The organism is Microcystis sp. M179S2 (assembly GCF_020245805.1).
In the GTDB taxonomy this organism is placed as follows: Bacteria; Cyanobacteriota; Cyanobacteriia; order Cyanobacteriales; family Microcystaceae; genus Microcystis; species Microcystis aeruginosa.
Genome location: NZ_JADBUE010000051.1, coordinates 1 through 22,370, shown reverse-complemented (window position 1 = coordinate 22,370; position 22,370 = coordinate 1). Strand labels below are relative to the sequence as shown.

General features: G+C 43.5%; 18 protein-coding genes and 3 pseudogenes. 12 read left to right on the top strand and 9 right to left on the bottom strand.

The window, feature by feature from the left end:
• Positions 1 to 138: 138 nt before the first annotated feature.
• Positions 139 to 294, bottom strand: a pseudogene (locus IM500_RS03005) (winged helix-turn-helix transcriptional regulator); the annotation flags it as partial.
• Positions 295 to 517: 223 nt separating this feature from the next.
• Here IM500_RS03005 and sufB point away from each other — a divergent pair.
• From sufB to IM500_RS02980, 5 genes are all read left to right on the top strand, one after another.
• Positions 518 to 1,960: a Fe-S cluster assembly protein SufB gene (gene sufB, locus IM500_RS03000; protein ID WP_036395285.1), complete on the top strand. Its 1,443-nt coding sequence runs from the start codon at positions 518 to 520 to the stop codon at positions 1,958 to 1,960.
• Positions 1,961 to 2,083: 123 nt separating this feature from the next.
• Complete coding sequence (gene sufC / locus IM500_RS02995) at positions 2,084 to 2,854, top strand: Fe-S cluster assembly ATPase SufC (RefSeq protein ID WP_190721592.1); 771 nt, start codon at positions 2,084 to 2,086, stop codon at positions 2,852 to 2,854.
• Between the two features lie 175 nt (positions 2,855 to 3,029).
• The gene (gene sufD / locus IM500_RS02990; protein WP_190721594.1) at positions 3,030 to 4,355 is read left to right on the top strand and encodes a Fe-S cluster assembly protein SufD; all 1,326 of its coding nucleotides are present in this window, start codon (positions 3,030 to 3,032) and stop codon (positions 4,353 to 4,355) included.
• Positions 4,356 to 4,410: 55 nt separating this feature from the next.
• Positions 4,411 to 5,673 (top strand): SufS family cysteine desulfurase, encoded by a 1,263-nt coding sequence (locus tag IM500_RS02985; protein WP_190721596.1) that lies wholly within the window; start codon positions 4,411 to 4,413, stop codon positions 5,671 to 5,673.
• Between the two features lie 34 nt (positions 5,674 to 5,707).
• Positions 5,708 to 7,213, top strand: coding sequence for an RluA family pseudouridine synthase (locus tag IM500_RS02980; RefSeq protein ID WP_190721598.1), 1,506 nt, complete (start codon positions 5,708 to 5,710; stop codon positions 7,211 to 7,213).
• Positions 7,214 to 7,280: 67 nt separating this feature from the next.
• On the opposite strand, the gene IM500_RS02975 is transcribed toward IM500_RS02980, so the two are convergent.
• Positions 7,281 to 7,466 carry a hypothetical protein gene (locus tag IM500_RS02975; RefSeq protein ID WP_242034615.1) on the bottom strand — a complete coding sequence of 62 codons (186 nt, stop codon included), beginning with the start codon at positions 7,464 to 7,466 and terminating at the stop codon, positions 7,281 to 7,283.
• On the opposite strand from IM500_RS02975, the pseudogene IM500_RS02970 reads away from it, so the two are divergent.
• A pseudogene (locus IM500_RS02970) lies at positions 7,413 to 7,547 on the top strand (IS630 family transposase); the annotation flags it as partial. The gene IM500_RS02975 and the pseudogene IM500_RS02970 overlap by 54 nt on opposite strands.
• A gap of 157 nt (positions 7,548 to 7,704) precedes the next feature.
• Here IM500_RS02970 and IM500_RS02965 read toward each other — a convergent pair.
• Positions 7,705 to 8,577, bottom strand: a complete 873-nt coding sequence (locus IM500_RS02965; protein WP_353737890.1) for an FkbM family methyltransferase — start codon at positions 8,575 to 8,577, stop codon at positions 7,705 to 7,707.
• A gap of 390 nt (positions 8,578 to 8,967) precedes the next feature.
• Between IM500_RS02965 and IM500_RS02960 the strand changes: the two genes are divergently transcribed.
• A complete protein-coding gene (locus tag IM500_RS02960) occupies positions 8,968 to 9,393 on the top strand; it encodes a DUF29 domain-containing protein (RefSeq protein WP_287737639.1) in 426 nt (141 codons plus the stop codon).
• Between the two features lie 426 nt (positions 9,394 to 9,819).
• On the opposite strand, the gene IM500_RS02955 is transcribed toward IM500_RS02960, so the two are convergent.
• Complete coding sequence (locus IM500_RS02955) at positions 9,820 to 10,476, bottom strand: MAE_28990/MAE_18760 family HEPN-like nuclease (protein WP_024971290.1); 657 nt, start codon at positions 10,474 to 10,476, stop codon at positions 9,820 to 9,822.
• Complete coding sequence (locus tag IM500_RS02950) at positions 10,457 to 11,602, bottom strand: DUF262 domain-containing protein (protein WP_287737637.1); 1,146 nt, start codon at positions 11,600 to 11,602, stop codon at positions 10,457 to 10,459. The genes IM500_RS02955 and IM500_RS02950 overlap by 20 nt, the downstream gene beginning before the upstream one ends.
• 439 nt (positions 11,603 to 12,041) lie before the next feature.
• Here IM500_RS02950 and IM500_RS02945 point away from each other — a divergent pair, with 439 nt between their 5' ends.
• Both IM500_RS02945 and IM500_RS02940 read left to right on the top strand, forming a co-directional pair.
• Complete coding sequence (locus IM500_RS02945) at positions 12,042 to 13,841, top strand: acyl-CoA dehydrogenase family protein (RefSeq protein ID WP_190721609.1); 1,800 nt, start codon at positions 12,042 to 12,044, stop codon at positions 13,839 to 13,841.
• The gene (locus tag IM500_RS02940; protein ID WP_272079741.1) at positions 13,819 to 14,181 is read left to right on the top strand and encodes an acyl carrier protein; all 363 of its coding nucleotides are present in this window, start codon (positions 13,819 to 13,821) and stop codon (positions 14,179 to 14,181) included. Before IM500_RS02945 ends, IM500_RS02940 begins: the two co-directional genes overlap by 23 nt.
• A gap of 321 nt (positions 14,182 to 14,502) precedes the next feature.
• Here IM500_RS02940 and IM500_RS02935 read toward each other — a convergent pair whose 3' ends face one another.
• From IM500_RS02935 to IM500_RS02925, 3 genes are all read right to left on the bottom strand, one after another.
• Positions 14,503 to 15,126, bottom strand: coding sequence for a cytochrome c oxidase subunit 3 (locus IM500_RS02935; protein WP_287737635.1), 624 nt, complete (start codon positions 15,124 to 15,126; stop codon positions 14,503 to 14,505).
• A 179-nt stretch (positions 15,127 to 15,305) separates the two neighbouring features.
• The gene (gene ctaD, locus IM500_RS02930; protein WP_061432191.1) at positions 15,306 to 16,982 is read right to left on the bottom strand and encodes a cytochrome c oxidase subunit I; all 1,677 of its coding nucleotides are present in this window, start codon (positions 16,980 to 16,982) and stop codon (positions 15,306 to 15,308) included.
• Between the two features lie 29 nt (positions 16,983 to 17,011).
• The gene (locus tag IM500_RS02925) at positions 17,012 to 17,977 is read right to left on the bottom strand and encodes a cytochrome c oxidase subunit II (protein WP_190721613.1); all 966 of its coding nucleotides are present in this window, start codon (positions 17,975 to 17,977) and stop codon (positions 17,012 to 17,014) included.
• 314 nt (positions 17,978 to 18,291) lie between these two features.
• Here IM500_RS02925 and IM500_RS02920 point away from each other — a divergent pair, with 314 nt between their 5' ends.
• The gene (locus IM500_RS02920; protein WP_190721615.1) at positions 18,292 to 19,212 is read left to right on the top strand and encodes a COX15/CtaA family protein; all 921 of its coding nucleotides are present in this window, start codon (positions 18,292 to 18,294) and stop codon (positions 19,210 to 19,212) included.
• 13 nt (positions 19,213 to 19,225) lie between these two features.
• Positions 19,226 to 20,176: a heme o synthase gene (locus tag IM500_RS02915; RefSeq protein ID WP_190721617.1), complete on the top strand. Its 951-nt coding sequence runs from the start codon at positions 19,226 to 19,228 to the stop codon at positions 20,174 to 20,176.
• A 95-nt stretch (positions 20,177 to 20,271) separates the two neighbouring features.
• On the opposite strand, the gene dnaA is transcribed toward IM500_RS02915, so the two are convergent.
• On the bottom strand, positions 20,272 to 21,606 hold the full coding sequence (gene dnaA / locus IM500_RS02910) for a chromosomal replication initiator protein DnaA (protein ID WP_190721619.1): 1,335 nt from the start codon (positions 21,604 to 21,606) through the stop codon (positions 20,272 to 20,274).
• A 170-nt stretch (positions 21,607 to 21,776) separates the two neighbouring features.
• Here dnaA and IM500_RS02905 point away from each other — a divergent pair.
• Positions 21,777 to 22,232 (top strand): annotated as a pseudogene (locus IM500_RS02905) (peptide deformylase); the annotation flags it as partial.
• Between the last annotated feature and the right edge of the window lie 138 nt (positions 22,233 to 22,370).

Here is a 22,370-nt window from a genome sequence, read left to right as displayed (position 1 = left end):
TTTGTGGAAGCTTTAGAAGCTTTTCGGACAGCGATGTCTTTCCGTTTCTTTGAGTGGCTGACCGAGAATCGGGATGTGTTTGCCGCTTACAAAGCCAGTTTAGGCTTTATTTGGGCTTGAAATTTGTTTAAGTCCCACTATCAGTCCTTCCCCCTCCAAATCCTTAAGATGGCGGCGCGTCGCTTGCGGACTAATACTTAACTCCTCAGCCAAGTCTTGGGCTGTAGATTGACCGTTTTTGAGCAAATATTGCAGAATATCGTCTTTCGTCGAGGCGGGTTGAGTCGTGGTCATGATACCAAAAACAGAGGCTTTAGCGTACAATTGCTGAGGGTCAAGGAGCGGCCAATTACCCCTACAGAGTAACCTGAATAACAGAGGTTTACCAGCATCCTCTGAAATTTTCCGTGACTTTGACAACAGCTTTGTTGTTAATCTATTATATAATCAATTTAAACAACTTTATTGTTGTTTAACTGCCTCCCCTGCCTACCGCGTAGAGAGAACACTAACCCCCATGAGTGCAACCACCGTTAAAAATCTCGTTAACCAACCCTACAAGTACGGTTTCATCACCGATATTGAATCGGAAACCATCCCCCGCGGTTTAAATGAGGAGATTATTCGCCTAATTTCAGCGAAAAAGAAGGAACCGGAATTCATGCTCGATTTTCGTCTCCGGGCCTACCATCAATGGCAAAAGATGACCGAACCCAGTTGGCCGCACGTTTCCTATCCTGCCATTGATTATCAAAATATTATCTACTACTCTGCACCCAAACAGAAAAAAGAAAAACTCAACAGTCTTGAAGAAGTTGACCCCACTTTAATCGAAACCTTTGAAAAATTAGGCATTCCCCTTTCGGAACAAAAACGCCTTTCTAACGTGGCCGTGGATGCTATCTTTGATAGCGTTTCTATCGCCACAACTTTTAAAGAAAAACTAGCAGAACAGGGGGTTATTTTCTGTTCTATTTCGGAAGCTTTACAGGAACATCCCGACTTGGTGCAGAAATATCTCGGTACTGTGGTTCCCGTGGGTGATAATTATTTTGCCGCTCTTAATTCTGCCGTTTTTAGCGATGGTTCCTTTGTTTTTATACCCAAAGGTGTCGTCTGTCCTATGGAATTGTCCACCTATTTTCGGATTAATAACGGTGAGACGGGACAATTTGAAAGAACTTTAATTGTCGCTGAAGAAGGGGCATCGGTAAGTTATTTAGAAGGTTGCACCGCTCCGATGTACGATAGTAATCAACTTCATGCCGCCGTCGTGGAATTAGTCGCCCTCGATAATGCGGATATTAAATATTCGACGGTACAAAATTGGTACGCTGGCGATGCCAATGGTAAGGGAGGTATTTACAATTTCGTCACTAAACGGGGTCTGTGTAAAGGAGTTAATTCTAAGATTTCTTGGACGCAGGTGGAAACTGGTTCGGCAATTACTTGGAAGTATCCCAGTTGTGTCTTAGTCGGCGATAATTCCGTCGGGGAATTCTACTCAATTGCCCTAACTAATAACAAACAACAGGCCGATACAGGTACGAAAATGATTCACATTGGACGCAACACCAAGAGTACCATTATTTCTAAGGGAATTTCGGCGGGTAACTCCCAAAATAGTTATCGCGGGTTAGTGAAAATGGGACCGAAAGCCAAAGGAGCAAGAAATTACTCCCAGTGTGATTCTATGCTGATTGGAGATAATGCCGAAGCTAACACTTTTCCCTATATTCAGGTGGATAACAACAGTGCTAAAGTAGAACACGAAGCTTCCACTTCTAAAATCGGTGAAGACCAATTATTCTACTTCGCACAACGGGGTATTTCCGAAGAAGATGCTGTCTCTATGTTAGTCAGTGGTTTCTGTAAGGATGTCCTCAGTAAATTACCGATGGAATTCGCCGCCGAAGCCGATAAACTCCTAAGTCTCAAGCTAGAAGGAACCGTCGGATAATCAGTAAAGTAGGGTGGGTTAGGCGATAGCCGTAACCCACCAAAAGCTAAGACAATTTATCCATCAATTGATGATTCGCCGTCAACCACCAAAACTAATATTTTTGTTCTAGAAAAACATCTCATGAGTGAAGTAATTTTATCGGTAAAAAATCTGACCGCTAGTATTGATGGAAACCAGATTCTTAAAGGAGTTAACCTCGAAATTAAAGCAGGTGAAACCCACGCAATTATGGGGCGCAATGGCTCAGGAAAAAGCACCTTTTCAAAAGTAATCGCTGGACATCCCGATTATGAAGTAACTGGGGGAGAAATAATTTATAAAGGCGAAAACCTTTTGGACAAAGAACCCGATGAACGAGCGCTTATGGGTATCTTTCTCGCATTCCAATATCCCCTAGAAATCCCCGGCGTTAGTAACCTCGATTTTCTTCGCGTTGCCTACAATGCCCGACAAAAATATCTAGGCTCGGAAGAATTAGATAGTTTTGACTTTGAGGAATTAGTCGAGAAAAAACTAGAAGTTGTCCAGATGAATCCTAGCTTTCTTAGCAGAAGTTTAAACGAAGGTTTCTCCGGTGGTGAGAAAAAACGTAATGAAATCCTACAAATGGCCTTATTAGAACCTACTTTAGGAATTCTCGATGAAATTGACTCCGGTTTAGACATCGATGCTTTGCGAATTGTTGCCCAGGGAGTCAATCAATTAGCTACTCCCGATAACGCTTTTTTACTTATCACTCACTATCAGCGTCTGCTCAACTACATTGAACCCGATGTTATTCATGTTATGTACGATGGGCGCATTGTCACCAGTGGCGGTAAAGAATTAGCCCTCGAATTAGAAAGAACTGGCTACGATTTCCTCGACGAACAATTATTAGCCGTTAAGTAATCTAGCTATCAGTTATCAGGAGTCTGGGGAGGCAGGAGTCAGTAGCCGGTCGTCAGGAGGCAGGAGATGGCTTTTATTTATTCTCCCCTCTCCCCACACCCTACACCCCACACCCTACACCCCACACCCTACACCCCACTACCCCAACCCTCAACCCTCCAACCCCCTCCTACCAATGACAGCCATAATCACGAAACCTGAACAATCAGGAGAATTATTGTTAAAATTGTTGCGAGAAACGGTTCCCACTATCGATAACGGTAAAATTCTCGAATTAAGAGAATCGGGAGCCAGTAAAGCTCAAGAATTAGCCATCCCTGGCAGAAAAGACGAAGAATGGCAATTCACCGATTTAAGTCAACTATGGGCGATCGATTTTCGCGTCCCCCAACCCGTTACAATCGATAAAAATGCCCTAGCTGTTTTTTTACTGCCCGAAGCCAAAAACAGCCACCTAGTCTTCGTTAACGGCATTTATCAGCCCGAATTGTCCGATATCTCCGCTTTACCCGCCGGTGTCAGCGTCGGGCATCTCGCCAATGCACAAAAAGATGTTCTTGTCAACTATCTAGGCAAAGAAAAAACACCCGAATTTTTTACCGCACTCAACCAAGCTGGTTTAAGCGATGGGGCAGTAATTCACGTCACCGCTAACACCGTCGTCACAACCCCGATACATCTCTTATTTATCACCGTTGTGGAGGAAATTCCCCGCTTTTATCAGCCCCATAGCCTAATCGTGGCGGAAACGGGAGCCAGTGTCAATATTATTGAGAACTACGGGGCTTTAGCCGAATATTGCTCCGATTTACCTGTAAATTACTCTTATTTCACCAACGCTGTCACGGAAATTTACCTCGAAGCCAACGCCGAGGTCATCCATACCAGAGTACAACGGGAATCGGGAGATGGTTTTCACATCGGACGCACGATAATTGAACAAGGGCGCGATAGCCGTTACACTCTCAACGAGATAAATCTAGGAGCTAAACTCTGCCGTCATAACCTCGATATCCTGCAAAAAGGAGCACAAACCGAGACAAATCTGCACGGATTAGCCATGATTACTGGACAACAAACCACCGATACCCACAGCGCCATCTATCTCAACCATCCCCACGGCATCACCAAGCAACTGCATAAATGTATCGTTGATGGTAGCGCTCACGCTATCTTTAATGGTAAAGTGTTTGTTCCCAAGCCCGCCCAATTAACCAACGCCTCCCAGTTAAATCGGAATTTGTTAATTTCTAACAAGGCACGAGTCAACACCAAACCCGAATTACAAATTACCGCCGATAACGTCAAATGTTCCCACGGGGCAACCGTTAGCCAACTGGAAGCCGATGATTTATTCTATCTGCAAAGCCGAGGCTTAAGCGCCGACACCGCCCGCAGTTTGTTAATTGATGCTTTCTCGGCCGAGATTTTAGCTAAAATTCCTCTAGAATCCCTCCGCCAAAGATTGGGGCAATGCGTCGCCTGTCGCAGTGTGGAATAACTCTACCGGGGTGGGTGTCAACCTGCCCAAAGTACCCCTCTGACTCCTGACTAAAATGACAATTATCCAAGAAAAAACCCTCGCCCAAAAAGTCCGCGCCGATTTCCCTATCCTCCATCAAACCGTATACGATAAACCCCTTATCTATCTCGATAGTGCCGCCACTTCCCAAAAACCCATTCAAGTATTAGAAACCCTGCGAAACTATTACGAAAAAGATAACGCCAATGTGCATCGGGGGGCGCATACTTTAAGTGTCCGGGCAACGGAAGCCTACGAAGGAGCCAGAGATAAGGTGGCTAGGTTTATTAATGCCGCTTCTCGTCAGGAAATTGTCTATACTCGCAACGCCACGGAAGCGATTAATTTAGTCGCCTACAGTTGGGCATTAAATACCCTGAAAGCAGGGGATGAAATTATTCTCTCGGTTATGGAACACCACAGTAATTTAATCCCCTGGCAAATTGTCTGCCAAAAGACGGGGGCGGTGATTAAATATGTGCCATTAACCAGCGAAGAAAGCTTTGATTTAGAACAATATAAATCTTTGTTATCTGACAAAACTAAATTAGTTGCTGTCCTTCATGTTTCTAATACATTAGGCTGTATTAATCCCGTTGCCGAAATAGTCAGCCTTGCCCATCAAGTCGGGGCGAAAGTATTAATTGATGCCTGTCAAAGTGTCCCCCATTTAGCCATTGATGTGCAGTCCATAGATTGTGATTGGTTGGTGGCTAGTGGTCATAAAATGTGCGCCCCCACCGGTATTGGATTTTTGTACGGCAAAGAGGCCATTTTAGAGGCAATGCCGCCCTTTTTTGGTGGTGGCGAAATGATTGCAGAAGTCTATTTAGACCATTTTACCTGTGCCGAACTGCCCCACAAATTTGAAGCGGGAACCCCCGCTATCGGCGAAGCGATTGCTCTCGGTGCTGCGGTAGAATATTTAATGGGTTTAGGTATGGATAATATTCATGCCTACGAAGAAGAATTAACCGCCCATTTGTTCAAAAAACTAGGAGAAATTGAGGGTTTAAGAATTTACGGGCCATCACCTAGTTTAACGGGCCAGGGTCGGGCTAGTTTAGCCGCCTTTAATGTGGAAGGGATTCATGCTAGTGATTTAGCCACTTTATTAGACCACGAAGGAATCGCTATTCGCTCCGGTCATCACTGTACCCAACCTCTACACCGCTTTTTTGATGCTTCCGGCAGCGCGCGGGCAAGTCTATATTTTTATAATACCCGAGAAGAAATCGATCGCTTTATTGTCGCTTTACAGGAAACTATCGATTTCTTTGCCAATTGTTTTTCTTAGGGGTATCTCTGGCCCCTTTTCCTGTTCTTAAATAGTGAAGGAAGTTACTTATTATTATCAAGGAATTTGTCCCGAAACGGGCGAGTTATTGCGCTTGCCCCGCACTCTTTTGGCTGAAAAAATTGCCCAAGATTTGATGACAACTATCACCAATCCTCAAGGTAAAATGTATGGAATTTTATTAGGAGAAAATGCCGATGGCGAAATAGAAATTTTAAAAGCTTTTTCTGGACAGGGAGAAGCTGCTGGCTGGGTTCCGTCCCTAGTGGGGAGAGAAAAAATTATTCGGGAAGAAAAGCGAGTTTTGCAACTTTTAGAAACAATTAAACAGGAAATTATTACCCTACAATCAATTCCCGAACATAATTTATATCGACTCAATCAAGCAGATTTTGAGCGTAAAATACAAGCTTTACAGCAACAACATCAAAACCATAAACAGGAACGAGATAGGTTAAGAAATTTAGGAGATTTAAACCCAGAAGAATTAGAAAAATTAAATAATATCAGTCGTCAGGAAAAAAGAGAAAGAAAGCAATTAAAACAGGAACAAAAACAAGTTTTAAAACCCTTAATTGATAAAATAAACGTAGCCAATCAGAGAATTATTGAACTTAAGCAACAGCGTAGGAACCTCTCCAAACAGTTACAGGAATTGCTGTATCAATCCTACTGTTTAAACAACTTTTCTGGACAATCTCTCTCCTTAGCTAAATTGATGGGCAGTAATTTGTTACCGACGGGAACAGGGGAATGTTGCGCCCCGAAATTATTAAATTATGCCGCCATGAAAGGATTAAAACCTGTCGCCATGGCCGAATTTTGGTGGGGAGAATCGAATCGAGATAGAAAACAGGGAGAATTTTATGGTGCTTGTCAAGAAAGATGTCAACCTCTCATGGGTTTTTTACTCTCTGGTTTACGTTTATCTCTAGAAATTATCTACGAAGACGAGGGAATAATTGTTATTAATAAACCTGCGGGATTATTATCGGTAGCAGGACGTTATCAAGATAGTCAAGATGCTGTGGTCAATCGTTTTCGTCGTCAGGGAAAAAATGTCATTCCCGTTCATCGTTTAGACCGAGAAACTTCGGGATTATTATTACTAGCTAAAAGTTTAGATATTTATCGTTGTTTATCCCAACAATTTCAACGGCGAGAAGTGGAGAAAATCTACGAAGCTATATTATCAGAAATTATTGAGAGAGAATCAGGCATAATTGACCTACCTCTCTGGGGAAATCCGCAAAATCGACCCTATCAAACTGTGGACTGGCAAAGGGGGAAAGCTAGTCAAACCTATTTTAAAGTTGTCGGCAAAGAAGGCAATTATTCTCGGCTAGAATTTATTCCCTACACGGGAAGAACTCATCAAATTCGTGTTCATAGTCAAGCGGGATTAGGGATAGGAATTTTAGGCGATCGCTTGTACAATGGTAAGCAGTCCGACCGTTTACACCTACACGCTAAACAATTATCTTTTCGTCATCCTCAGACCGAAAATAAACTTGATCTCATCATTCCCACCCCCTTTTGAGAGCTATAATTGCTAACAGCCAAAAATTAGCTATAGTAACCCGAACTGGGGTTAAATAGGGACAGAATCAGGGTTCCCGAGGATACTTTATCTCGGCTGATTTCTGAGAGCCTTGTAAATCAAGACTAAAGATATAGTTGCACAGGGGTAACGTCGCTTTACCGTAAACTTTTTCAGCTTGTCCGAGCGGGATTCCTGGTTCGATATCTTCAACAGTGCCATCGTTGGGATTCTCTGTCTGAATGATTCCCATCGGAAACATAAAAAAGAACTTGATTCCTTGCTCACTCTACCATTTCAGAAGTTTAATAAATCTCAGATTATGACCTTCTAAAGTATAGCTTGTAATCACTTGCTCGAATGAATGAGCATGGTGCGTTCCCAAAAATCTATCGGTGTGGCAGTAGGAGCCACATCAGGGAACGCACCCTACAGCGATGGCGTACTGCTACGCAGTGCCTTCGGCATCGCACTCCTAGGAATAAGCAGTGTTAGACATCTTTTAGCTCTTCAAACCTTGACAAGAGCCGATTAGGAACTAAGAAAATCATTTTAATATGAGAGTTGGTCGGTTTTGTTTCAATCTTGATGAATTTTGGTTGTAAATTAGCTCCATCCTCATCCTTAGGTTTGACGAAAGCAAAACAGGTAAATTCAATAGATTTAATAAATTCAAGGAGCTTCTTTGTTGGATAAATTTCCGACAAGACCAAAGGTTGATCTCGAATTAGAAGATTTTTGCCACCCATTAGTATATCGAAGTCTGCTCCTTCAGCATCTGTTTTGATACAGGAAACACTTAGTAACGGATAATCAGACATCAATTGGTCTAAAGTATTTACCTTGACTGTCACCTTGTTCTCTTGGGGACTATGCCTAACCAGCGAATTTAGTTCAGGCATTGAGTTCAAATTAAGATCCATAGTGCCAGGCTCGGAAAAAAGTGCTTCTTCTAGAACATGACAGTTTTGAAACTGGGAAAGATTTCTCTTTAAGTGTTCAACCATTCTCGGATCGGGTTCAAAGGCATAAACCTGATTGGATAAAGGAGCAGCCAGTAAACTGTAATAACCAATATTAGCTCCAACATCAATAAAGTCTTTATTAATATCTAAGAATCGATGAAGGATAATTTCAGATCCCCAATCCAAATTGCTTCCCTTGAGGAAAATTTCCGTTCCGAATCGACTATCGTACGGCAGAGTCATTTCTACATTATTAAATAGAACCATTTTCTGGTTGAGCTTGGTTATTTTATAAAATGATCGTACTACATAGCGGTATAGGAAATCCCAGCCACCAATCTCTCGAACCAATCGAAGAAAATAACTGAACTTATGCAAATAAATAGTCCCTTTCAACATATACTCTCACTTCAAGTTAGCCATGGCGGCATTTAAATATTAATTATACCCCTCTCTGCGGTCGAGCAACCTCCTCTGTCCTACTATCCCACCCCCATCGGTCCGACACCCCCTCAATAAAACCCAATACCGCACTGTGCGGTCTAATCACTATCGATGCAGCAGCTAGGAGCCACATTAGGGAACGCACCCTACAGCGATGGCGTACTGCTACGCAGTGCCTTCGGCATCGCACTAACCCTAACAACAATTTTTGATTTTTACCAGAGGTTTATTGACTGAATGATGGGATGTAATATTTCAATAACCAGCATTTTCTTGGTGCTTGAGCTATACAATGAGAGCTATATTTTGATAGGACAAAAAAAGATTAGTATAGAGGTAAAATTAATGGCTGAAACCCTATATGAAAAAGACTATGTAGCCTGGCTGCAAGACCAGATAGAAAAGATGCGATCGCCTAATCGCAATACTTTAGATTGGCAAACTTTAGCCGAGGAATTAGAGGAAATGGTTGATGAACGCAAATACAAAGCAGAAAGCTTTCTTGTTCAACTCCTCAGTCACCTGCTACTTTACGCCTACTGGAAGCATCCTTACTACCTACCCCACTGGACAGACAAGATAGATAATTTCAGATTGGAATTGAGCCTGCTGTTTCGCTCTAAGGTAATCTACAATCATGCCTTAGAACGGTTTGGTTATTGTTATCAAAAAGCTCTGGGAAAAGCGAGCCGCAAAAGTGGATTAACTTTACCAGTTGACTGTCCTTCGACAATTGAGAAAATTCTTGATGAAGATTGGTTCCCTGGTTAAAAACTGGAGCTTGCAATCCAACTTACATCCATACAACAGTAGGGTGGGCAATGCCCACCTTACTTCAGTTGCTCAACAACTAATACTAAATCCGGTTATTAAAAACTGATTATTTATTCTCAGTTTTGCATGAGTGCCTCTTGCATGAGTGCCTCTCCTGATATGTAGCCTATACTCAACGGATTTAGTATAATAGCTGGTATTCCAAAATCTGGTTGAAAAAGAAATTGATACCAATTTTCAATAGTCGTGATTAACATCTGAAAGTGCAATTCCGCTCTCAGAGAGGAATTGCACTTTGGAATAATCAACTAAGTCTGTCATCACTTTTGAAAAATGATATGAGTCAGCGGTTTAATCACTATCGGTGCAGCGGTAGGAGCCACATTAGGGAACGCACCCTACAGCGATTAAAATGCGTAGATTTCATGATGAGCTAGGCGGATTTGATGGTTTCAAATACTTCTGATTATCTAAGCAATCAATTACAGATAGTCCTAGCTCATACATAGCTTCCAAAGCCGCATTTTCATACTTGTTATACTCAGTCAGATCATGAATTATCTCTTTCTGCCCATGAGCTATATTATTTCTCCTGCTTACTAATGTCTTAAGTAAAAGCTCATGTTGATCCACCATTGAGCATGATAAACCAGCATCTGTAGAGTTCTTTTTAAGCAGCATAGGCTTTAAATTGCTATCTGCTTCTAAGCGAATATTGAATTCAATATTCTCATTAATTAAAGCTGGCAATTCGTTGGAAAAAAAGCTCCAAACTCCATCTGCTGACAAATCACCTCCAAGTTCTTTAAAGCGCTTCCTTAGCGATAGCTTTATAACCTCCTCACGGCATTGATTGCGTTTAATATTTTGCCTTTGAATTGTATCGAGGTATAAATCCCATGCAAATCTACAAAAACCTTCATAGTGAGCATATAGCAAAGTAGTAATAGCTCTCAAGAGAGCTTCATACCTTACAGGATGCTTAACCCTATCAGTCGTTAATATTTGAATTTTAATTGCAGCCAGTTCTCCTTCTCTCCAGTTGAGATCAGCCTCGATCTCATTCGCCCAGTTGCTCATTAAAATTACTCCAGAAGCTGAGTTGATTTAAACCTTCTTGAATACATCCAATTCTATTAGAAAGCTTAGTTCTGGAGTTAGCTCCAGGTCCAATATTATCCTTAAAGCTGTTTGACTGAACAATTTTGATTATTTCATCCCTAACAGAAGAATTATCCAGATTCTCTAATCTTTCTAGTATCCTAAACACGCCAATTGTAACAGCTTCAAAATAAGCTGGAGCTAAAGCACCAATTGGTGATTGATCGCGATATCGAACAAAAGCACCACTGCCAAGAATTTGGCTCAAGTAATCAAATAATCTATTAAAGTCTTGTGTTTCAGTAGAATAATCAAATTGTATTTCTCCAAATAATATATTTTCCATGTATGTGTCTAACCAATCTCTCACACTCCCCCGGAAGAGATATTGAGCATTTTTTGCGGCAAAAAATCTTAAGACAAGCTCTTCGTCTCCCTTTTGTTCTTTTTCTGATTGAGACAATGTATCTATGCAAGTCTTAAAGTTTGAATAGGAGGATCTTTCTTGGAGAAACCTATAGAACTTTATACCTGGCTCACCAAACATCCTAGAAGAACAGTTGCGAATTTCCTGTGGAGCTAGAATTGATCCCCCAGTATTTAACCTCTTGAACATTTCATAACGCAGAAAAGAATTACTTTGCCTTTTAATAATTACTGTCCTTACAGAGGATCTTTTAATCCTAAGCTTGAGTCTCAATGATAAATCTTCAAAAGTCAGATCATTAAGTTCTGAAATCTGATCACAACCTTCTAACTTTAGAGATTTCAGCTTTTCTCCATCTATATCAGTGAAATTCAGTACATTGGCATCAATGAATTGAATCACAGAGCTAAGGCGTTGTAAGCCATCAATTAACTCCAAAACCCCATCTGAGTTCTCAATAGTAAATATCTGTGGTATTGGCAACTCAAGAAGTATGGATTCTATTAAACGAGACTTTTGTTGATTAGACCATCGGAATAACCTTTGATATTCCGGTTGAATAATGAGTTCATTTTGAGAATATAAACTGATGATTTCTCCAAAGCTGAGATCGATAGATTCAGTACGAACCTCACCAATTTTGGCATCTATCCGTTCATCTATTGATTCCATCATCATATTCTTCCTAGACTTCTAAACCCTATGGCAAGCAAAACTTATACCTTAAACATTCTAATCGTAATCTGCCAGTTGAATATTACATTCAAGGAAAAAGTATGAACAGGGAACGAGCCGCATAACTATTAATCATACCGCTCCCTGCGGTCGAGCAACCTCCCCCATCCTAATATCCCACTTCCATCGGTCTAACACCGCCTCAATAAAACCTAATACCGCACTGTGCGGTTTAATCACCTCAATTTGGGCATAATTACCGCAGAGGGTAGTCTAGCACCCCACCCAAGTGGGTTCTAGCACATTTAAGGTAAAGGCGAAATTAAAAATTGTTGCTATCCTACAGTCAAACGTCTAGAATGGTCATTAATTTTTGTGAATGGTCGGGTCTTCTAACCGAAGGCATTGACGAAAAACACATTGTATCTGTCCTAGAGGCACTATGAAAAAGCTTAAGCAATACTGGACTGCTGAAGCACTGGAAAAAGACTTAGGCGATCCTCTCAATCCCGATAACCCTCTATCCTACAAGCGGGTGATCGAAATTGACGAGAGCGAAGAATTTCCCCACGAGGAAATTCGCTGGTTATACGACTGGAAACTCCAACACTACTACATTCCCACGGATTGCGGCGGTGAATTTACCTCTTTTGAGGAATTTGTCGCTTTTGTGCGCGTACTTTCCCGACGGGATCAAACTATCGGCATCGCTTTTACTACCCTATTCTGGTCGTTTTTAAACTGGATGGCGGGAACCCCAGAACAGAAACAGAAGCTCGCCCGTTTTATCATGGATGACTATGGGGCGATGTGTCTGGGTTACTCGGAAAAGGAACACGGCAGCGATCTGATCAATGGTGATCTGACCGCGACGAAGGTGGAAGGAGGTTATATTCTCAATGGTGAGAAATGGCCGATTAACCGGGCGACTATCTCTGGAGTTTCCTTTATTTTGGCGAAAACCGATGCTAACGGCGGGCCAAAGTGTTTAACCCTATTTATGGTAGATAAACGGCAATTAGACCCCGAAAAATACTATAATTTGCCGAAAATATACACCCATGGCGTGCGCGCCTCGGATATGAGTGGCATTGGTTTTAAAGATTGTTTCGTCCCCGATTCCATGCGTTTACGGGAGGAGGGAGACGGTTTAGAATTAGCCCTGAAAGGTTTCCAGATTACCCGAATGTTGTGCGCGGCTTTTTCCCACGGGGCAGCCGATACCGCTTTGAGAACTACCCTCAGTTTTGCCGTTAATCGGGTAATCTATAACAAAACTGTGATGGATTTGCCCCAACCCCGGCGCACTCTCGTGGATGCTTTCCTTGACATCCTTATTTGTGATTGCGAGACGATTCCGGCTGCGAGAGGTTTTCATATTATCCCCGAACAGTTTAGCGTCTGGGCTTCGGTGGTAAAATATTTTGTCACCGTCCGTCTGGAGGAGATGGTTAATAGTGTTTATGTGGTCTTGGGATCGCGTTTTTATATGCGAGAAGAACACGAATTCGGCATCTTCCAGAAGCTACTGCGGGATAATTCGATTATCAGTATGTTTGACGGCAGTTCGATCGTCAATCTTCATGCTTTAATCCTACAATTGCGTCCTTTAACCAAATATCGGGCTAAACGCAACTCGCGCACCATGTCGGCGTTAAAAACCCGTTTAGAGGCGATTTTTAGCCTAGAAAAGTCGGTTCCTCCCTTTGAACCCAATAATTTAGAATTATTTGGCCGGGGAATGGATGATTCCCTACAGGGTTTAGAGATTGCCCTTGATATGCTGGAGGGATTGAAAGATTCTCAGGAGGTGGACCGGGAAGTATTAGAAAATCTGTTGATGTTGGGTAATTTAGTTTTAGAGGAACTAAATGCTCACGATGAACAGATTAGTCAATCGAAATTCGAGTATGGTCACGACCAATCACCCGAATTGTTCGAGATTGCCAAGAAATACTGTACTTTACACGCCGCTTCTGCTTGTTTACACACTTGGCTTTATAATCGTTCCATCCTGGGTGAATTTTTTGCCCGGGGGGAATGGTTGGTGTTGAGTTTACACCGATTACTGCGAACTCTGCGGCCGCTGCCTTACACTCTGTCTGAGGTGTATATAGAAAATGTTGCCCAAGAATTGCTGAAATTATATCGAGAAAATCAACATTTTTCGATCGTGCCTTTTCAATTAGCCCATTCACAAACTACCGAGGAAAAAACCCATGAACTCCAGCTCCAATCTTAATAATCTCGTACAAAATTGGTTAGTTAAACAGTTAGCTGATCAGTTATCTTTGGATGCAAAAACGATTAATGTGACTGAACCTTTAACCCGTTATGGTTTAGATTCGATCGATGCGGTAACGATGGTGGGTGATCTGGAAGATTGGGTCGGTCAAGAGTTACCTTCTACCCTTTTCTGGGATTATTCTACTATTGAAAAAGCGTCTCTTTATCTAGTAGAAAACTACGATCTTTCTAATCTTTCCGGTGAGGAAACCCCCGCAGAAGTTGCTCCCGTCGCTGAAAAAGCTGAACCGGCCGTTAGTGGTGGCAAAGGTTGGAGTTTATTCGGTCGTCGTTAATTTTAGGTGTAGGGTGGGTTAGGCGAAGACAATTTATGCTAGGGAAAATTATCTAGTATTCGCCGTAACCCACCTATATTAGTTATCAATTGGCTCTGTTCTCTACTCACCAGTATAGGAATTGCTAAGTACCTAAACAAAATTAATTACCCATTTCTCCGTAAAGCAACAATCGCTGTATTTCTTTTCTGTTGCCCGTTCCGCAGTTCTGGAGTTCCCTCTCACCACTAGGAAATTTATTTTGTACGACTACTTATAAATTGAAATATACAAAAAAGGGCGCTCAATTGAGCGCCCTTTTTTCCTACTAAATAACAAAAATTATCTCAAGAGATACACCAGTAAAAACAGGATAATCCAGACCACATCGACGAAATGCCAGTATAATTCTGCTGCTTCCACCCCAAAATGAGATTGACTAGAATAGTGGTCTTTTTGACGAGAACGCCAGAGGACAGATAGAATCAGCACTAAACCGAAAGTAACGTGGAGACCGTGGAATCCGGTTAAGGCATAAAAAGCGCTGGTGAAAACATTAGTTGTCAGACCGAATTCAGCGTGATAATATTCGTATCCTTGACCACAAAGGAAGATAATTCCCATCAGGGCAGTAATGCCGAACCACAATTGTAAACCGGCATTATTGTTTTGTTTAATCGCCTTTTGTCCTATGTGCATAACAAAACTACTGGACACCAGAATAATTGTGTTAATTGTCGGTAGGGTTAACTCTAATTCTGGCGTGCCGGCGGGGGGCCAAACGGGTAACATGGTACGGTAGAACAAGAAAGCGGCAAATAAGCCTAAAAAGATGGAACTTTCCGCCACTAGAAACAAAACCACACCGAATAAGCGATGATCTGGGTGGCCATGATGCCCGTGTTCCACCGTTTCGTGATGATAATTGACAGAGAGTTGAGAATCTTCGAGCGTTGAACCTTGCATGATTGAATGTCCTTAGTTTACACGGGAGACGGGGAGTGGGGAGATGGGGGGATAGGGTGATAGGGGGATAGGGTGATAGGGAGATAGGGTGATAGGGAGATAGGGAAATTTCAGCTAAATTCCTCACTACCCCAACACCTAACACCCAACACCCAACCCCCAGGGCTAATCCCCCATAATTATTGGGATTCGGCGCCCACTTCGGCGAGGAGATCTTGTACTGATTCCGCTGCTTCTGATTCCTCCAGATCAATACCGTAATCGTAGGGGCCGGACCAAAGAATCGGCATTTCCTCGAAATTCTCGATAATTGGGGGAGAGGAGGTTTGCCATTCTAGGGTTAAAGCGCGCCAAGGATTACGGCCGGCGGGTTGACCTTTAAAGGCACTCCAGACCATATTAATAGCGAAGGGAATACTCGATATACCGAGAATATAAGCTCCTGCGGTACTAAGAACATTTAAACCCTGAAACTGCACATCATACAGGGCAATACGACGGTTCATACCCAATAATCCCAATTCGTGCATCGGCATGAAAGTTAAATTCAAACCGATAAAAGTGAGAACAAAGTGGATACGACCGAGAGTCTCGTTATACATCCGTCCGGTCATTTTCGGGAACCAATGGTAAACGGCAGCAAACAGGGCCATTGCCGTACCACCAAATAGTACATAATGGAAGTGACCGACGACAAAATAGGTATCGTGGACGTGGATATCGAAGGGAACAGAAGCCAACATAATCCCGGTCAAACCACCGATGAGGAAGGAAGACAGGAAACCGATCCCAAATAATAAAGACGTATTGAGACTGAGTTTACCCCCCCAAAGGGTGGCACACCAACTAAAGATTTTAATGCCCGTGGGAACGGCGATTAACATAGTTGCCGCCATGAAAAACATCCGTAACCAGCCGGGGGTGCCGCTGGTGAACATATGGTGGGCCCAAACGATTAAACCCAAGAAACAGATGGTGAGACTGGAATAGGCGATCGCTCGATAACCAAAAATCGGTTTGCGGGCGTGAACTGGTAATATCTCCGATATCGTGCCGAAAAAGGGCAAGATCATGATATAAACGGCAGGATGGGAGTAAAACCAGAACATATGCTGATAAACCACCGGATCGCCGCCGCCGGCAGGGTTAAAAAAGCTCGTGCCGGCGATTAAATCAAAGGACAAGAGAACGAGAGCAGAAGCGAGAACGGGGGTGGAAAGCAGTACCAGAGTCGAGGTGGCCAGCATTGCCCAACAAAATAGCGGCATACTGTACAAATCCATCTCAGGAATCCGCATTTTCAGGATCGTGGTGATGAAATTAATCGAGCCTAAAATCGAGGAAGTCCCGATCAATAAAAGGCTCAAAATCCACAATTCTTCGCCCCATTTGCCGCTAATTAAGCTTAAAGGTGGGTAGGAAGTCCAACCGGACTGGGGTGCGCCGACAAAGAAACTGGATAATAATAGCAGCCCGCCGGGGGGATTAAGCCAGAAAGCCACAGCGTTAAGACGAGGAAAAGCCATATCTTCCGCCCCAATCATCAGGGGAATGAGATAATTGGCAAAACCCGCCCCAACCGGAACGATCCAAAGAAAGATCATGATCGTTCCGTGCATGGTCATGAATTGGTTATATAGTTCTGGGGAGACGAAATCGGGGTCGGGAGTGGCTAATTCTGTCCGCAGCACTTCTGCGAAAGCACCGCCAATAAAGAAGAAAAGAAAGGCAGTCACCAGATATTGAATACCGATGACTTTATGATCGGTGCAGAAAGTAAAGTAATCTGTCCACTTGCGGTGATGGATCACCTCGGGAACGGTTGCTGGGGTGGTTATTTCCGTTGATGCTGTCATAAGGCCAAGATTTTAGATGACAAGAAAAATTACATTTGCTGCTGATGGGCAACTTGGGCGAGGATTTCAGCGTCGATGCCCATTTCTTCGGTGTAGGGGGTCAAATATTGACTATCAGAGCGATCTTTAGCGGTCATGGCTACGGTTTGATCGCTGTCAACTTCGGCGATCGTATTATCCTGCACCCATTGGTCGTAATCCGCTGGGGAGTGAACCACAAAGCTAGATTTCATGCCACCGTGATAGGCCCCGCAAAGTTCCGCACAAATGATCGGATATTGACCAATTTGGTTGGATGTGAACGATAACACCGTTTCCTGTCCGGGGATAACGTCCTGTTTTAGACGCAATTGGGGAACCCAGAAAGCATGGATCACATCTCCCGCTTCCATATTCAGTTGCACGGGGCGATTGACGGGAGCGTGCAGTTCCCCGGAAACAATGCCAGTTTCGGGATAGGTGAAGATCCAAGCGTATTGAATGCCTTTAACATTGACCACTAGGGGGGGAACTCCTTCACCATCGTAGGAATTGCCGATACCTAGGGCTACTCTGCGATCGCCGCCCATGGCCATCATCGTGCCGTGGTGATGACCGTGGTGGGCGATTTCTCCTTTGCCACCCTTGGAAATCAAGGGATCGAGACCGCCGATATTGTTATAAATCTCGAAGCTATAGACGGCAAGGATAAAAACGATTACCGTCGGGATGGCTGTCCAGAAGATTTCTAGGGGGACATTGCCCTCCACTGCCGGTCCGTCGGTTTGATCCCCCGGTTTACGGCGAAAGCGAATCACTATATAGATAATCACGCCTTCAACTATTAAAAATAGTCCCGTGGCGATGGTCATCATCAGATTAAAGATATTATCTATCTCCTGAGCATCTTCGGAAGCGGCCACAGGCATTAAGCCATGATTTTGGCCATACCAGAGACTAATTAAGGTCAAGGCGATCCCGAGTACGAGCGTCAGGATACTGCTGGGAATTTTCACGGTCTTTTCAATATTTTCAATAGTGGCTACTTATTCAAGGCTAAAACATGATTCCCCTATAGATGGGAAATTTAACCAGCATCTTCTGAGAATTTTATCTTTTCTTTGGGATCGTTTTCAGGGAAAGTATTTTAAATAACTAATTTTTGTATCTTATTCTGAGTTTATGTAAACAAATGTAACGGAAATGGCCAGAAATCTAAAGAATATCTAAAAGCTTTTACCTGTCGTAAAAAAACTCATTCACAGTGATAACTAACTGGCAAACAAAGCCATGATCTTTGATGACAGACTCCTTGAGAACAGGCAAACCGATGACCGAATCTGTTTTTAACCCGACACCCCTAAGAGAAACCGGCCATATTCAGGTGTGGATGCGCCGCTTAGTCTGGAAAATTGCGATCGCTACTTTCGCCCTAATGGTAGTGGGTGCTGCCACCAGAGTTATGAACGCCGGTTTAGCTTGTCCCGATTGGCCGCTGTGTTACGGTCAATGGATTCCCAGTCAGCAGATGAATCTACAGGTATTTCTGGAGTGGTTTCACCGTCTCGATGCCTCTTTGATCGGGTTTAGTACGCTCGCTCTCGTCGGTCTGTCTTGGTGGTACCGTCGCCATCTTCCCCCTTGGCTGTTCCCCTCTGCGATCGCTGCCTTGGCTTTAATTCTCCTGCAAGGAGTCCTGGGAGGATTAACCGTGACCCAATTACTGCGATTTGACATCGTAACCGCCCATTTAGCCACAGCTTTGCTCTTTTTTGCCACCCTAATCGTCATTGCTATCGGTCTGACTCCCTACCGTGGCACAGGTACGGTAGGAAAACTAACCGGGATGGGAATGGTCGCCACCGGTCTAGTTTATCTGCAATGTCTCCTCGGCGGTCTCGTCGGTTCCCGTTGGGCGGCCCATCAGTGTTTAACGGTTTCCCAACTCTGCACCGTGATGAATAGCCACATTATCGGGGTTTTTCCCGCCACTATCTCGGTGTTAACCCTAGTTTTCTTCGCTTGGCGAGCTGCCGCTATCCATCCTCTCCTCAAAAAACTAGCTTTTAGCGCCGGGGGATTAGTTGCCCTACAGGTGTTTTTGGGCGTTGCCACCCTGAAACTGCATCTACAGGTGGAACCCTTAACCATTACCCACCACAGCATCGGTGCGCTATTGGTGGGAACCCTCGTCGCTTTTACCACTTTCGCCCTTCGCGATCGTTCTTTCGCTCCCATAAGCCATCTCTAAGGATTTAATCACGATGACTGGAACTCAAGCCCTTCGCCACCACGATAATTTTTTACAAGTCGCTAAAAGTTATTATCAACTCACCAAACCGCGAATTATTCCTCTACTGCTGATTACTACAGCCGCTTCCATGGAAATCGCCTCTAAAGGCCAGGTTTCCCCCCTCTTACTCTTTCTTACCCTCCTCGGTGGCACTCTCGCCGCCGCCGCCGCTCAAACTTTAAACTGCATCTATGATCGCGATATCGATCACACCATGCTTCGTACTCGCGCCCGTCCGATCCCCTCCGGTCGCGTGCAACCCCTCCACGCCCTCATTTTTGCCCTCGTTTTAGCCTCCCTTTCCCTAGCACTTTTTGTCTTTTTTGTCAATACTTTGAGCGGATTTTTAGCAATGACCGGCATCGCATTTTATATGCTGATTTATACCCATCTGCTCAAGCGTCATAGTATCCAAAATATTGTTATCGGTGGCGCGGCTGGCTCGATTCCTCCCCTCGTCGGTTGGGCGGCAGTAACGGGCGATCTCGGTTGGATTCCTTGGATTTTATTCGCCATTATTTTCCTTTGGACTCCTCCCCATTTTTGGGCTTTAGCTTTAATGATCAAGGATGATTATGCAGAAGTAGATATCCCGATGATGCCCGTAGTTAAAGGGGAAGAAGCCACTAGCGAGCAGATTTGGCTCTATACTTTAATCGTTGTTCCTTTCACTTTTCTCCTGATTTATCCCTTGGCTGCCTGTGGTGTGGTCTATGGTGTAGCGGCTTTGGTTTTAGGGTTTGTTTTCTTGAAAAAAGCTTGGCGATTAAAACAGAATCCTTTTGATCGGGACATGGCTCGATCGCTGTTTAAATATTCCATTCTTTACATGATGTTATTATGTACAGCTATGGTGATCGATAGTTTACCCATGACCTCTCATCTCATCGCTACAATTGCCAGTTTATTCCCCTGTAGTTAATCTCAGTTATCAGTTATCAGTTATCAGTTATCAGATGTGAGTTTTCAGTTCACTGATTACTGTTTACTGAAAAACCTTATCTCCCCAATTCCCGACTACTGATTGCGACTGAGGGAGTTAATTCGCTCGATTAGTTGGGCTAAGATTTCTTGTAATTGTCGGTCTTGATGCTGGGAAAGGTTGATTTTATCACAGCTATAAATAACGGTGGTGTGATCTTTGCCGCCAAATTCTTCGCCAATGCGCGGTAAGCTTAAATCCGTGTGTTGACGCATCAAATACATCCCAATCTGTCGGGCAAAACTAATTTCTCGTCGGCGGGAATTTCCTTTTAGATCGGCGATCGAGAGTTGAAACTTTTCCGCTACTACCGCCATAATAATCTCAGGAGAAGTGGCAATTTTGGCCATTGGTGGATTTAAAACCGGCGCGATATTTTCTACCGTCATCGGCAATCCGGAGATAGAAATATAAGTAGTAGCCCGGATTAATGCCCCCTCTAATTCGCGAATATTAGAAGTATAATTAACGGCAATATATTCGATAACTTCTCTTGGGAGACGCAGATTTTCGTACTCGGCCTTTTTTTGTAAAATTGCCATGCGAGTTTCGATATCTGGTGCTTGGATATCGGCGACTAATCCCATAGAAAAGCGAGAAATTAAACGAGCCTGTAAACTGGGAATCTGTTTGGGGAGGCGATCGGAGGCTAAAACCACCTGTTTTCCCGCTTCGTGCAGGGTATTAAAGGTATGAAAAAATTCTTCTTGAGTGTATTCTTTTCCTTCAATAAATTGCAGATCATCCACTAATAATATGTCCGCATGGCGATAATGATTACGAAAACTTTCCATACTATCTTGACGGATAGCGGTGATTAAATCATTCGTAAATTGTTCCGTCGATACATAAAAAACCCTAGATTGAGGATATAATTCCAGACGATAATGACCGATGGCCTGCATTAAATGGGTTTTACCTAATCCCACCCCACCACAGAGAAAAAGCGGGTTAAATTCGCGTCCGGGTAATTCCGCCACCGCTAAAGCGGCCGCGTGGGCCATGCGATTAGTTGGCCCGACAACAAAACGGGAAAAATTATATTTAGGGTTAAGTTGATTACTGGGGGATAATTCTGATTCTAAGCTACTGTTAGGCTGGAAAATAGCGATCAAATCGCCCTGTTGTGCCGTTAGTTGAATCTCGACGGGATAACCGACGATATCCTGCACTACTTCGGCAATTGTTGACAGATAATTTTTCTGAAGATGGTTAAGAATAAAGGGATTGGCAGCCTGAATTACTAAGCGATCGTTTTGCCATTCTTTAACCGTCGCTGTTTGAAACCAAGTCTCGAAAGCGGGACGGGTTAATAGTAATTTTAGACGCTCTAGGAGATTATGCCAAAGTTGTTGGGCGCTGCTGTCCACGGTTAATTTTGATTAAGTGGGTGGGTGGAATTAAATATAAGATGAACGTAGGTTGGGTTGAAGCATGAAACCCAACGCCTATCCACGGTTAATTTTGATTAACAAAGTTGCTCTAGTGCTGCTGCAGGGAAGCCTTATCAGTTTAGCGAGATTTTTCCCCTCAAGATAAAATGATTTTCAGAGCGAAACAATTAATCTTTAGACAGATGACGCAAGTTTTAACAATCACCCAATTAGGAAATCCAATTCTACAGCAAAAAGCAGCAGCGATCGATAATCTTCTCGATGCTGACTGTCAAGATTTGATCGATTCCCTGATTACCACCGTGCAAGCTGCCCACGGGGTGGGAATCGCCGCGCCCCAAGTTGCTCGGTCTCTGCGTCTGTTTATCGTTGCTTCTCACCCCAATCCTCGTTATCCCGACGCTCCGATGATGCCACCCACTGCCGTGATTAATCCTCGCATTTTGCGGGTCAGCGAGGAAATGGTCAAGGGTTGGGAAGGTTGCCTCAGTGTCACCAATTTACGCGGTTTTGTCCCCCGTCATCAGTGGATCGAGGTAGCCTATTGCGATCGCAATGGTCGCGAAATCCGTCAAGTTTTCAGGTATTTTGTCGCGCGCATCACTTTACCAAATTGTCTGTCAAAAGTTGATAAAGAAGCCTAGTCTCATAAAACAGTAAGCGGCACAGTCCATCCTTACCTAGTGCCTTAAAACTGGGTAACTCTTTCTTTTTTTCGATTCTTTGACCATTTTCGTGGT

What these genes read in the sequence shown, in the direction of transcription:
- IM500_RS02945 (WP_190721609.1), top strand. Translation starts at nt 12,042, where the DNA reads ATGAAAAAGCTTAAGCAATACTGGACTGCTGAAGCACTGGAAAAAGAC.
- IM500_RS02915 (WP_190721617.1), top strand. Translation starts at nt 19,226, where the DNA reads ATGACTGGAACTCAAGCCCTTCGCCACCACGATAATTTTTTACAAGTC.
- IM500_RS02975 (WP_242034615.1), bottom strand. Translation starts at nt 7,466, where the DNA reads ATGGGAATCATTCAGACAGAGAATCCCAACGATGGCACTGTTGAAGAT.
- IM500_RS02950 (WP_287737637.1), bottom strand. Translation starts at nt 11,602, where the DNA reads ATGATGATGGAATCAATAGATGAACGGATAGATGCCAAAATTGGTGAG.
- IM500_RS02960 (WP_287737639.1), top strand. Translation starts at nt 8,968, where the DNA reads ATGGCTGAAACCCTATATGAAAAAGACTATGTAGCCTGGCTGCAAGAC.
- sufD (WP_190721594.1), top strand. Translation starts at nt 3,030, where the DNA reads ATGACAGCCATAATCACGAAACCTGAACAATCAGGAGAATTATTGTTA.
- IM500_RS02920 (WP_190721615.1), top strand. Translation starts at nt 18,292, where the DNA reads ATGACCGAATCTGTTTTTAACCCGACACCCCTAAGAGAAACCGGCCAT.
- ctaD (WP_061432191.1), bottom strand. Translation starts at nt 16,982, where the DNA reads ATGACAGCATCAACGGAAATAACCACCCCAGCAACCGTTCCCGAGGTG.
- sufC (WP_190721592.1), top strand. Translation starts at nt 2,084, where the DNA reads ATGAGTGAAGTAATTTTATCGGTAAAAAATCTGACCGCTAGTATTGAT.
- IM500_RS02985 (WP_190721596.1), top strand. Translation starts at nt 4,411, where the DNA reads ATGACAATTATCCAAGAAAAAACCCTCGCCCAAAAAGTCCGCGCCGAT.
- sufB (WP_036395285.1), top strand. Translation starts at nt 518, where the DNA reads ATGAGTGCAACCACCGTTAAAAATCTCGTTAACCAACCCTACAAGTAC.
- IM500_RS02955 (WP_024971290.1), bottom strand. Translation starts at nt 10,476, where the DNA reads ATGAGCAACTGGGCGAATGAGATCGAGGCTGATCTCAACTGGAGAGAA.
- IM500_RS02965 (WP_353737890.1), bottom strand. Translation starts at nt 8,577, where the DNA reads ATGTTGAAAGGGACTATTTATTTGCATAAGTTCAGTTATTTTCTTCGA.
- IM500_RS02935 (WP_287737635.1), bottom strand. Translation starts at nt 15,126, where the DNA reads ATGCAAGGTTCAACGCTCGAAGATTCTCAACTCTCTGTCAATTATCAT.
- IM500_RS02940 (WP_272079741.1), top strand. Translation starts at nt 13,819, where the DNA reads ATGAACTCCAGCTCCAATCTTAATAATCTCGTACAAAATTGGTTAGTT.